Consider the following 12,508-nt stretch of genomic DNA (forward strand, 5'->3'; position numbering starts at 1 on the left):
CCACCGAATCGGGTAGATGCCCCGCTAAAATGAACCCGCGCGCCGGTGGGGGGACGGGGCTTGAATGTGCTTCCGCCGCCGCCTAGAGTGCGGCATCAGCAACCCCCGAATCCCCAGTTAAAATCAGGCGCTCTACGCCGCATGCTAGGAAAAGCAATGCCGTCCCGCGATATCGACGTGGCGCCCACCCCGGATCTAAGCAAAAAGCAGACCCCGATCCAGAAGCGGTCCATCGATACATTGGAAACCATCCTGGCCGTCACCGCCACCCTTTTGGGTGAGGTGGGGATTGAGCGGCTTTCGACCAACCTGATCTGTGCCCGCGCCGGCCTGACGCCACCGGCACTATACCGTTATTTCCCCAACAAGTACGCGGTGCTGAAGGAATTGGGCGTTCGCCTGATGGGGCAGATGAACGACACCTATCTGGCCTGGGTGAAAGCCAGCCATCCCGTGCCCACGCGCGACACGCCGGAGCAGCAGGCCGACCGCCTGCGCCAAATCCAGGAAATCATCAACAGCACGACGCGGGACTTTCCCGGGGGGATTTGGATTTTGCGGGCCTTGCGCGCCGTCCCGGCTTTGCAACAGGTGCGCCTGCAGTCCCATAACTTCGTGGCCGAGCGGTCCTTTCAAGAGGTCCGTAGCCACTATCCCAACACCAGCGAGGCCGAACTGCGCCTGGCGACCCGCCTGACGGTTGAGGTCATGTACAGCGCCACGGAAATGGTGTTCGACGAGCCCGGCCTGGACGACGACCTGATCAATCGCGAGATAGCGGACATGGTGGTCCGCTACTTCGCCAAGTTCGCCGAGCGCGAGGCGGCGCTGGCCGCCGCAGGCTAACGCGGTCGCCCAGCAGGAACCCGGGGAACGCTTTGGTGGCGTTCCGCCATAGGCAGAACACGCCTTTCTTGTTCCAATAAATTAAGCAACATCGACATAAATTCGCAATAACCATACGGTAGTCTTCGCTACCGAAAGCGATTGCTCTCGAATAAACGTATAACATCCATAGGTAGATTTGGGTCCGGCTGGCATTCGCCTGCCTGTGATTGGCGTATGCGCCCATCGTATGGGCGCATACCAAAGCAAATCATGCCTTTTTATGGCCCCCTCTTCTTTCAGGAGGGTGATGCTTTGGTGTCATTTTAATTTTTCAATTTTCCTTCTTATTGCAAGGACACGCTGAGCCCTGGGGCTCGGCGTCGTCCCAACCAGAATCGGCCACGCCCATTTCCTGTCGGATGGGTGAATGGCCCCTCTTGACCTGATGGAGCCCCCTTATGCGCCGCCTGCTTATGCTCAGCGCGTCGGCCCTCGCACTGGCCGTCCCCGCGATCACCCTGTCGTTCGCCCACGCCGCCGACGTCACCGTCGCCGATACGCCCGATACCGCCGCCAGCGCTGACGCCGCCACGCCCGAGGTGGTGATCAGCGCGGACCGGGAGCGGGGCACGGCCGCCGGCCTGGCGATCGGCCAGGCCTCGCTGTCGGCGGTGCAGCCGCAGTCCCTGCTGAACAGCCATTTCATCCAGGACGTGGCCTCGCCTATATCCGATTATCTGGCCATCGCCCAGTTCGCGCCCAGCGCCAGCAGTTCCAGCCCCAACGGCATGGGCCTGTCCAGCAAGAACGCCACGGTGCGCGGCTTCCAGGACGGTGAGTACAACGTCACCTTCGACGGCATCCCCTTCGGCGACCCCAACGCCTTCGGCCATGCCACCACCTCCTTCTTCCCGGCCCCCACCCTGGACCATGTGGTGGTGGACCGCGGCCCCGGCACCGCCAGCACGGTGGGCAACGCCACCTTCGGCGGCACCATGGCCCTGTCCTCCGCCACCCCGGCGGAGACCTTCGGCGGCAAGGCCATGGTGGGCTTCGGCAGCGGCGGCGGCTTTGAAGGCAACGGCGCCGTGAACACCGGCGCCATCGCCGACACCCAGGGCACCCGCGTCCTGCTGGACTATGACCACACCCAGTCGGACGGGTTGCTGGACTATGCCGGCCTGAACCGCGACAACGCCCTGGTCAAGGTGCAGCAGCCGGTGGGCGCCAGCACCACCGTCACCCTGTTCGCCGATTACAGCGACCTGACCTGGAACAACTTCACCCAGCAGACGCGGGCGGCCACGGCCAAGTACGGTAAGTCGTTCGCCAACCTCACCGATGATCCGAACTCGCAGCAGTTCAAGGACTACAACGTCGACCACCGCAAGGCGGACTTCGAATATGTCGGGGTGCAAAGCGACCTGGGCGTCCTGCGCCTCGATAACAAGGCCTACACCTACGCCCTGGATGACAAGGCCATCGCCGGTGCCGACCAGACCGGCGCCACCCCCAACGCAGCCCTGCTGTCCACCGGCGTGCCCGGGGTCCATAACCAGGGCTACTACCGGGCGTGGGGTGACATCGCCAAGCTGGAAAAGGACGTGGGTGAGGGCTTCCTCGCCACCACGATCCGGGCCGGTGTCTGGGCGGAGCATGCCCGCGACACCCAGTTCCAACAATCCTACAACCTGGCCACCGGGGCCATCAGCGCCCTGACGCCCTATAAGAAATATGGCAGCGTCATCAACAACTACGTCACCGAAAGCGACACGACCCAGCCCTTCGTGGAGCTGGAATGGCACCCGCTGCCCGACCTGACCATCATCCCCGGCTTCAAGCACATCGATTTCTCGCGCACCTTCCAGGGCACGCTGAACTTCGCCGCCCACAACAACCGGGGGGATTACAGCGCCGACCTGGGCTCCACCATGATCAACTATCGCGTCAACGACCAGATCGCGGTGTATGGCCAATGGGCCATGGGCTTCCAGGCGCCGCAGGTCAGCGTGCTGGAAAGCACCGGGTCCAGCGCCAACCGCGTCAGCCCGCAGCAGACCATCAACTACCAGACCGGCATCGTCTACAAGACCGACCGGCTGGTGGCCGACCTCGACGGCTATTACATCAACTTCCGCAACAAGGTCAGCAGCGACCTGGAGACGGTGAACGGCATCGCCAACACCACCGTGTACTTCAACCAGGGCGGCGTCATCTACAAGGGCATCGAGGCGGAGGTGACCTACACCCTGATCGACGGCCTGGCCGTCACCGCCAACGGCAGCCTGAACAGCGCCGCGGTCAAGGCCACCGGCCTGCAGATCGCCAACGCCCCCAGCAGCACGCTGGCCTACGGCCTGATGTACGACAAGGACGAATGGTTCGGATCCTTCCTGACCAAGTATGTCGGCACCCGCTACGCCGGCACCGGCCAGCGCGCCGACAACAACCCCAACGTCAAGCTGCCCGACTATCAGTTCAGCGACGTGGTGGTGGGCTACAAGATGGGCGACCGGCTGAAGGTCAGCTTCATGATCAACAACCTGTTCAACAACCGCACGGCCACCGAGGGCAGCGGCAACCTGACCAACCCCACCTTCTACTACCTGCCGGGCCGCAACTACATGGGCACCGTCACCGTCGGCTTCTGACCAACCGACCGTCTCTTGTCTCTAGCCGGAGCGATGCGCCGATGTTGAAGAAAATCCTGCTGGCCTCCACCGTCCTGCTGACCCTGTCCACCCCCGCCCGGGCGGCAAGCCCCAGCGACGCCGTCTATCCCTATCTCGGCATCGATTGGGGTGGGGAGGTGTTCGTGGGTGCCGCCCTGCCCTTCGGCATGGTCAAGGTTGGTCCGGATATGGAGACCTTCGACGGCTGGCGCATCGGCTCCGGCTATGCCGGCACGGGGCGGGTGCTGGGCTTCAGCCACCTGCACCTGAGCGGGGCCGCCGGCAAGTACGGCAACATCCTGGTGGCCCCCGTCACCGGCGACGTCACCCCCGCCGACATCAAGTCGGTGCGGGTGGATGAGGTGGCCAAGGTCGGCTACTACGCCGCCACCCTGACCCGCTACCAGACGCGGGCGGAACTGACGGCCACCCCGCGCGTGGGCCTGCACCGCTACACCTTCCTGGCCAGCGGCGATGCCCACGTCACCGTCAACCTGGCGGCCATCCTGGGCAAGGGGCCGGGATCGGAATCGCAGAAGTTCCTGGGGGCCGAGATCAAGGTCGTCTCGCCCACCGTGATCGAGGGGGTGGGCCGCTACACCGGCGGCTGGAATGAGGGCGGGGAGTACAAGGTCTATTTCCATATGGAGGTCGACCACCCCGCCACGACGGTGCGCACCTGGACGGGCGCCACCCTGTCCCCGGATGCCACCGCCAAGGTGGAGAGCGACCAACCCATCGGCGCCAGCTTCGACTTCAACGCCCAACCGGGCATGGTGGTGCAGGTCAAGGTGGGCCTGTCCTTCATCAGCGCCACCCAGGCCCGCCGCACCGTGGAGAAGGAGGCGCCCGGCTGGGACTTCGACGCCATCCGCGCCCAGGCCACCGCCACCTGGGACAGGGCGCTGTCACCCATCACCGTACAGGGCGCCAGCGACGACCAGCGTCGCCAACTGTACACCGCCCTCTACCACACCATGCTGATGCCATCGGACCGCACGGGCGAGAACCCCGGCTGGACATCGGCCGAGCCCTACTATGATGACTATTACACCCTGTGGGACACCTTCCGCACCTCCGGCCCCCTGTTCACCCTGATCGCGCCGGAGCGGCAGCGCGACCTGGTGCGCTCCTTGATCGACATCTACCGGCATGAGGGCTACCTGCCCGACGGGCGCAGCGGCAACGACACCGGCCGCACCCAGGGCGGCAGCAACGCCGAGGTGGTCATCGCCGACGCCTATGTGAAGGGCCTGACCGGCATCGACTACAAGACCGCCTATGCCGGCATGCGCAAGGATGCCGAGGTCCCGCCCCCGGATCCGCGCAAATGGGGCCGCGGCGGCCTGATGGAATACAATGCCAAGGGCTATCTCAGCCTGGCCAACGAGCGCTCCGGCTCGCGCACCGTGGAGTACGCCTACGACGACTTCGCCATCGCCACGCTCGCCTGCGGCCTGGGCCATACGGAGGAGGCGACGCTGTACGCCCAGCGCTCCGGCAATTGGGCCAATCTGTGGGATCCGAGCCTGACCAAGGAAGGGGTGAAGGGCTTCCTGCGGCCCAAGAACCCCGATGGCGGCTGGGCGGAGCCCAACACCCTGAAGCGCGGCACCTGGCCCGACTTCTTCTATGAGGCGGATGAGTGGACCTATTCCCTGTTCGCGCCGCATGACGTGGCCAGACTGGTGGCCCTGTCCGGTGGCAAGCCCGGCTTTCTGCGGCGGCTGGATACCCTGTTCCTGAAGCGGCATTTCGACATGTCGAACGAGCCGGGCTTCCTGCTGCCCCTCTATTACAATTGGATCGGCCGGCCGGACCGCACCGCCGACATGACCGTCTACGCCCTGGAGCGGGAGTTCCTGGGCACCCACGGCGGCATCCCCGGCAACGACGACTCCGGCGCCATGTCCAGCTGGCTGATCTTCCAGATGCTGGGCTTCTTCCCCAACGCGGGGCAGGACATCTACCTGATCAGCACCCCCAGCTTTCCCGAGGCCGACCTGGACCTGGGCAACGGCAAGCACTTCCGGATCATCGCCCACAATGTGGATGCGGAACGGTTCAACCGCTACGTCCAGTCCGCCACCCTGAACGGCCAGCCCTTGGAAACCAACTGGTTCCGCCATGGCCAGATCAAGGACGGCGGCGTGCTGGAATTGACCATGGGGCCGGAGCCCACGCGCTGGGGCACCGGCACGCCGCCGCCGTCGCTGTCCGACACGAACGCCGACCGGCCGATGCTGTGCGTCAGCCCGTCACAGCCCTGATGCCGCCCCCCCCCCCCGGCCGTCACGGACCTGAAACCTTTCGCGGTTAAGCCTTCGCCGACCCTATTCCAGGAAGACGCCCCCCATGCCTTTCCCCCGTTCCCTGCTGCTGGCCGGCACCGCCGCCCTGGGCCTTGCCGCCTGCACCCACCAAGCGCCTGAGACCGTGGTGGCGATGAACCAGATCCAGGTCATCGGCACCCACAACAGCTATCACGCCGGCATCGCCCCCCAGGAATCGGTACTGTGGAAGAAGACTCATCCGGAACAGTACGCGGCCCTGGATTATCGCCACCAGCCGCTGACGGCGCAGCTGTCGGCCGGCGTGCGCCAGGTGGAGTTGGACGTCTATGCCGACAGCCGGGGCGGCCTGTACGCCCATCCCGCTGGCCCGGGGTTGGTGGCGCAGGCGGGGCTGCCGGCTGACCCGCCCTTCGACCCTGACCATGTCATGGACAGGCCGGGCTTCAAGGTCATGCACGTCCAGGACCTGGACTACCGCAGCACTTGCCAGCCCTTCACCCGGTGCCTGGCGGAAATCCGCGCCTGGTCGCAGGCCCACCCGGGCCATGTCCCCGTCTTCATCCTGCTGGAGACGAAGGAGGAGGCGCTGTCCTCCCTGCCCTTCCCCACCGTGACGCCGGAGGCGCTGACCCCCGCCAGCCTGGACGCCCTGGACGCTGAGATCCTGTCGGTGTTCAAGGCGGACGAGATCATCACCCCCGACCAGGTGCGGGGCACGGCCGCCACCCTGAACGCCGCCGTGCGCGAACACGGCTGGCCCAGCCTGGAAGCGGCGCGGGGCAAGGTCGTCTTCCTGCTGGACCAGAAGAAGATCACCGCCCGCTACCTGGACGGCCATCCCAGCCTGAAGGGCCGCGTCGCCTTCACCAACGCCGAGGCCGGAACCGACGACGCCGCCTTCATCGAGATGAACGACGGCCCGGCCAACGCCATCGCCGCCCTGGTGCGCCAGGGCTATCTGGTGCGCACCCGGTCGGATGCCGACACCAAGGAGGCCCGGGCCAACGACACCCGCCGGCGCGAAATGGCGCTGATCAGCGGGGCACAGATCGTCAGCACCGACTATCCGGCGTCCGAACCAGCGGCCAGCGGCTTCGTCGTGGCGCTGCCGGACGGTCTGGCCGCCCGCTGCAACCCGGTGACGGCCGGCCCGGGCTGTGTGTCGGCGCGTCTGGACCGGTAGGGAGGGCGCTTGCCAGGGGCCTGAAACCGATATCTATTCTTTGCCGCCAACAATAAGCATGGAAGCGGCAGGCTGATGAAGAAGACGACACTGGCGGCGGCGCTGGCCCTGGGCACAGCGCTGGCCACGGCAAGCACGGCGCTCGCGGGCGGCGCCAAGACCGAAGGCATCAAGGTCGACCTGACCCGCCCGGACTGGGTGGCCTTCCGCAACCTGTACCAGCAGCTGGTGCAGACCAACACCACCCTGTCGTCCGGCAGCTGCACGGCGGCGGCGCAGAACATCGCCGCCAAGCTGACGGCCATCGGCCTGAAGAAGAGCGACGTGCGCGTGCTGGTGCCGGAAGGCCGGCCCAAGGACGGCGCGCTAGCGGCGGTGCTGCCGGGCACCGACACGTCGGCCAAGCCCCTGCTGCTGCTGGCCCACATCGACGTGGTGGAGGCCAAGCGCGAGGATTGGGAGCGTGATCCCTTCACCCTGGTGGAGGAGAACGGCTATTTCTACGGGCGCGGCAGCAGCGACGACAAGGCCATGGCCGCCGTGTTCGCCGACCTGCTGATCCGCCTGCGCCAGGAAGGCTTCCGGCCCAAGCGCACCATCAAGCTGGCGCTGACCTGCGGCGAGGAGACGTCGGACACCTTCGACGGCGTCGCCTACCTGCTGGCCCACAACCGCGACGCGGTGGAGGCGGAATTCGCCCTGAACGAGGGCGCCGGCGGCCGCCTGGACAAGGACGGCAACTACCTGGCGCTGGAGATCCAGGCGGGGGAGAAGGTCTACCAGGACTTCACGCTGGAGACGACCAACCCCGGCGGCCACAGCTCCCGGCCATCCAAGGACAACGCCATCTATCACTTGGCGGCCGGCCTGAACCGGCTGGCGGCCTTCGATTTCCCGGTGGCGCTGAACCCGGTGACCAAGGCCTACTTCACCGCCATGGCGCCGGTGATCGGCGGCGCCATCGGCGCCGACATGCTGGCCATCACCAAGGACAACCCGGATCCGGCGGCGATCACGCGCATCAGCCAGGATGCCGGGTGGAACAGCACGCTGCGCACCACCTGCGTCGCCACCATGGCGAACGCCGGCCACGCGCCCAACGCCCTGCCCCAGCATGCCCAGGCCAACGTCAATTGTCGCATCCTGCCGGGCCAGCCGCTGGAGGACGTGCGCCAGACCCTGATCAAGGTGCTGGACGACCCGGCCATCAAGGTGACAGCGGTGGGTGAGCCCAGCCCGGTGTCACCGCCGCCGGCCCTGACCCCCACGGTGCTGGACCCGGTGAAGGAAGTGGCGGCTAAGATGTGGCCCGGCGTGCCGGTGGTCCCCACCCAGTCCACCGGCGCCACCGATGGCCGTTTCCTGAACGCCGCCGGCATCGCCACCTACGGCCTCAGCGGCATGTTCCGTGATCCCGACGGCAGCGGCGTCCACGGCCTGAACGAACGCATCCGCGTCCGCTCGCTCTTTGAAGGTCGGGAGTTCCTGTACGGCGTGGTCAAGAAGTACGCGGGTTAAAAACCCGACAACCTATGAAATGAGCCGGCCATCGCCGGCTCATCCACTCTCCTCTGCCATTCATGGCGTGGGGGCTGGATTGACCTTGAAGACGACCGGCGCCCAGGCACGTCCGAACTGGTCGACGAAGGTTATGACGTGCTGGCTCGGCGTCTCGGTGTACTTCTTCGGCATGGCGAAGGACACCGACCCACCGCCCGCGCCGTCCGGCACGCACCGCGCGGGCACTTTCGTGTCATCAATATAGACGGCGCCGCAGACAGGGTCCCCTGTGACCGCCAGCCACACACCGTTGTCACCGCTGGCCTGGGCATTGAAAGCTTGGCCGACATAGACCTCCTTCGGTCCATAGTTCAATACTGTACGCTGGATTTCCTGCACCATCTCGAAACTTGTGGGCAACGGCTGCATCCACGCCATAAAGTAAAGGTTGTGATAGTTGCGTATGCGATAATATAAATCGTGGGGAATGCTCAAAGAAACAAGTAAAATCGAGATAAGAGCACCCGGTTTTCTCGGAAGAAATTTTGATATTATTGAAAAAATTAAGACGATTAAAAATATATAAGGCGAATAAATCCATCTATATTCCTGCCTAAAAGTAATAGATGCCGTCATGGCAAGACAGAAGAAAGCGACAATTGACACCAAGGCAATATTCTTATCGATGAAAATACTTCCTATTTTCCTGAAGTCCATTGAACGGATCAGGCCCAACACAATGACGCCCACTGTGACAACGCAGATCGCGCCACTCAAAATCTTGATTGGCAAAGGCGCTAGGACGAAATCCTCGCTACTAAGATAACTATCACCGACATTGATTCCCAAGGTGTTGGCGACGGCGCTTAGGAAGAAGTGGATAATCTGCGGCGCATTGAACTCAATGAACTTGCCTCCCGTCCCGACAAAGAATTGGGATTTCGCCACAAAGGTCTTCAACAAGGGATTGGAGATGGCGATCACGGCATAAAGCGCGATGAGGCGTAGCCGGCCCCGAACGGGCAGGAAATCACTATCCCCATATGTAGCAAGCAGAAGAATGGCTGGGAAAAAACAAACAATATATCGCTCATGGGTAAAGGTACACAGGCCCAGCACAAGGGCGGCCGCTGCGAATTGGCCTTCAGACCTGCGCTGGATCGCCATCATGAAAAGCAGAAGCGACGACAGCAGCATGAAAAGCGCCAAGCCCTCCAGCATGCCGCCAATACCTTGCCACATTTGGTAATATGCAAATCGGGCAAAAGCGAAGCAGACAGCCGCGCACCACGCCTGCAGACGTGACCGCGATACGTAAAATATAATGGATGCGACCAGGAACGTTGTCAGTAGCTGAATGGCGACATTCAGGAGAAGATAACTCTGGAAATCCCGCCCGAAAATACTGGCAAATACATAGAATATAGCACCAAACACTGGTCGATATTTCGCAAAAGGCGACCCGAAAAGAATCTGCCGCCAGTCAGAATACATCTGGTGGGTTTCAAAAAGACTTAAATTGACAATGTCATCTCCCGTCACTGGCACAAATGAGAACGGAAGATACCAGAACAGAATTCCAGCAATCAAAATAGAGAATAGGAAAATATCGATGAAAAATCCCTGGGCATTCGCGCCATTTTCGGATTGCGTAACGGCCCTGAATTGAGTCATGCAACAGCTCCAGTCCATATCGATACAAAGCACCCGGCACAAGCAGGCCAAAAATATTGAATTATTGATTCAAAATGTTGCAGAATCACTCACCGCGTGCCATGACAAGCCTGCCCATTCATGATCACCCTGGACAGGTTTTTTCTAAACAACAGGGCGTTAAATAGCCAGCACATATTGCTGGAACCGAGGTGCCGAAAGCCACCCAACATCGCGCGTCGGCATTCCTTATGGCGAATGCTCCCATGACCAGCCGGGAAGAAATTGTTCGTTGCCCTCGCCCACGGACTCCGATAGCGTTGTCGGGCTTTACTGGCTTTGGTTAATTTCAGTTATTGACAACGGCTGAAGCATTGGGGGTATCAGCGCGATGTCCACTACTCGTAAATAGCGCAGACCATCCCATGGCATCCAGCCGCCCGCCCACGGCGCAAGAATTTCATCAGCGACGGCTCTACCCACAAGAAGGATGACGGCTTTCCAGCCGCGATGACTGACATGAAAATGAACAAGAAATCTTCTTATGTCTATATGTGTGCCCTTGCCTCACTTGCCCCCATTTTGCTTTACAGCTACTATATCATCAATACCTCTGTCGACATCCCCTTCCAAACCAGTTTTTTTTTCCTGACAAATTTACGGGCCTATTACGACGGCACACTGACGCTAGCCGATTTGACCGTCCCGTTTGGTGAACATCGTGTCATTGGTTGCAACCTGATATTCCTGGCGAACGCTATTCTGTTTGGCCTCAATACACGTATCGAACATTATATATTCTTCTTATGTTATGCGGCGATGATGGTCGCCATATTCATTCCCTATGTGGCCAATCATGCCTCCCTGACAACTGGCAAACAAAATCGCCATATGGTCAGCTTCTTTATTCTGACCCTGTTCATGGCTATGATCAATATGTCTCCCATACAGTACTATGACACTGGTATGGGGGTTCAAGTCATCATTGGATTGTTTTTCTCAATACTATATTTCCTGGCCGCGGATCACCTGCTGCGCCAAGGCCCGAACGCAACGCGGACCGCCCTGCTGATCGCGGCCGCCTTCATGGCCTTCATCCTTTTCGGCAGCGGCTATAGTGCCGCCGCGATCATCGCGACCCTGGCCTTCGTTGCCTACCGCTGCCTCATCCTGGGCAATCGCGGGCGGGCGGAAGCACTGGTGGCCGCCGTCACATTTATTAGCCTGCTACTATATGTGAAGATGCCGGGCGGTGTGCCACTTCACGGAGGCGCGCCAGAAAATGGCGGCAGCGGATTGATCTCTCGCGCCTTGTCGTGTCTGACCCATCCGGTCCTGTTCGGTGACTATATCCTCGTATCCCTCGGGTCCTCCATCATTGGCCACCGCCCCCTGGAGGACATGCACACCGGCCTCGGCATCTACCGGGTCATCGGCGCGGTGGTTCTGTTGCTGAGCCTGTGGGGCCTCTACAAGTTCCACACCCGCCGGACGATCTTCTCCAACGCCCTCCCGGCCCTTCTGATCGTCTACGGGTTAGCCGACATTGCCATCGTCTGCTTCGGGCGGTGGGAATATATCCTGGAGAATGGCGCAGCCTGGGGCACCGGCGCTTGGTACATCTATCACCACAAGCTGTGTGCCATCGGCGCCTTCTGGATCATGGCCCTATTGCTAGCCGACCGGCCGGACAGCGAAGCGGCGTTGCCGGTGGGAGAGCGGGGTCCGGTGGTTCTGGCCGCCGCATCGATCATCGGCATAATCGGGCCGCAGGTCATGGCCGACGTGCACATGATCAGAACTGTGCCTTATATCTATCGGTTCACGGCACAAGCCGTTCCCTACGCCTATTTCCCGGATCTGCTGCCGGGCAAGCCGGACGAGACATCGTTGTTCCTGTGGCCGGTGGCCCAAACCCGGAAGGATTTGGCTTTCCTGCGGGCGCACAATCTAGGCCCCTATCGCCCGTCCCTGGACTTCGGCCACACCAAAGCCACCGGTGAGCTGGGTGAAGGCTGGTACGGTGACGGCTGGATCGGAGCCAGCGCCTTGGGCGTCTTCAAAAGCGGCTCATCGGGGGAAATGACCATAAGCACCTTCGTGACATCGACATTGATGCCCGATGGCAATGGGCTGGAGGTCTTCGTCAACGGCACCTCCGTCTACAAGGCGACCTTCGCCGCCGACCAACAGGTCCTGCACCGCATCCCGGTTCCGCCGAATACCATTATCGGCGTCAAGATCCAGCCCACCCGCACCATGAGCCCCAAGGAAGCGGGCCTGAATGGCGACACCCGTGAACTGGGCATGATCGTCCAACGCCTGGACGTCAACTGAGACGGGCTGGGTAGAACCACCGCTCTGGCGGGTCCCGTCCA

The 12,508-nt window shown here is 62.2% G+C and carries 7 protein-coding genes; 6 read left to right on the forward strand and 1 reads right to left on the reverse strand.

All coding sequences use genetic code 11. The annotated features are described in order from the left end of the window. The first annotated feature begins 156 nt into the window (after positions 1–156). From I55_RS19600 to I55_RS19620, 5 genes are all read left to right on the forward strand, one after another. Positions 157–846: a TetR/AcrR family transcriptional regulator gene (locus I55_RS19600; protein ID WP_044562266.1), complete on the forward strand. Its 690-nt coding sequence runs from the start codon at positions 157–159 to the stop codon at positions 844–846. A 440-nt stretch (positions 847–1,286) separates the two neighbouring features. Continuing rightward, positions 1,287–3,479, forward strand: coding sequence for a TonB-dependent receptor (locus I55_RS19605; protein ID WP_044562267.1), 2,193 nt, complete (start codon positions 1,287–1,289; stop codon positions 3,477–3,479). A gap of 41 nt (positions 3,480–3,520) precedes the next feature. Beyond that, positions 3,521–5,770, forward strand: a complete 2,250-nt coding sequence (locus I55_RS19610) for a GH92 family glycosyl hydrolase (RefSeq protein WP_044562268.1) — start codon at positions 3,521–3,523, stop codon at positions 5,768–5,770. An 85-nt stretch (positions 5,771–5,855) separates the two neighbouring features. Continuing rightward, positions 5,856–6,977 carry a phosphatidylinositol-specific phospholipase C1-like protein gene (locus I55_RS19615; RefSeq protein WP_044562269.1) on the forward strand — a complete coding sequence of 374 codons (1,122 nt, stop codon included), beginning with the start codon at positions 5,856–5,858 and terminating at the stop codon, positions 6,975–6,977. 75 nt (positions 6,978–7,052) lie between these two features. Next, positions 7,053–8,495 carry a M20/M25/M40 family metallo-hydrolase gene (locus tag I55_RS19620; protein WP_044562270.1) on the forward strand — a complete coding sequence of 481 codons (1,443 nt, stop codon included), beginning with the start codon at positions 7,053–7,055 and terminating at the stop codon, positions 8,493–8,495. A gap of 60 nt (positions 8,496–8,555) precedes the next feature. Here the strand turns inward: I55_RS19620 and I55_RS19625 are convergent, their stop codons facing one another. Next, entirely contained in the window at positions 8,556–10,151 is a 1,596-nt protein-coding gene (locus I55_RS19625) for a glycosyltransferase family 39 protein (RefSeq protein ID WP_044562271.1), read from the reverse strand. 498 nt (positions 10,152–10,649) lie between these two features. Between I55_RS19625 and I55_RS19630 the strand changes: the two genes are divergently transcribed. Further along, positions 10,650–12,467 (forward strand): hypothetical protein, encoded by a 1,818-nt coding sequence (locus I55_RS19630; protein WP_148293849.1) that lies wholly within the window; start codon positions 10,650–10,652, stop codon positions 12,465–12,467. The last annotated feature ends 41 nt before the right edge of the window (positions 12,468–12,508 follow it).

The sequence above is a fragment of the Azospirillum sp. B4 genome (genome assembly GCF_000333275.1).
Taxonomy (GTDB): domain Bacteria; phylum Pseudomonadota; class Alphaproteobacteria; order Azospirillales; family Azospirillaceae; genus Nitrospirillum.

Coding starts and splice junctions, on each gene's coding strand:
- I55_RS19600 (WP_044562266.1), top strand. CDS start 157: ATGCCGTCCCGCGATATCGACGTGGCGCCCACCCCGGATCTAAGCAAA.
- I55_RS19605 (WP_044562267.1), top strand. CDS start 1,287: ATGCGCCGCCTGCTTATGCTCAGCGCGTCGGCCCTCGCACTGGCCGTC.
- I55_RS19610 (WP_044562268.1), top strand. CDS start 3,521: ATGTTGAAGAAAATCCTGCTGGCCTCCACCGTCCTGCTGACCCTGTCC.
- I55_RS19615 (WP_044562269.1), top strand. CDS start 5,856: ATGCCTTTCCCCCGTTCCCTGCTGCTGGCCGGCACCGCCGCCCTGGGC.
- I55_RS19620 (WP_044562270.1), top strand. CDS start 7,053: ATGAAGAAGACGACACTGGCGGCGGCGCTGGCCCTGGGCACAGCGCTG.
- I55_RS19625 (WP_044562271.1), bottom strand. CDS start 10,151: ATGACTCAATTCAGGGCCGTTACGCAATCCGAAAATGGCGCGAATGCC.
- I55_RS19630 (WP_148293849.1), top strand. CDS start 10,650: ATGAAAATGAACAAGAAATCTTCTTATGTCTATATGTGTGCCCTTGCC.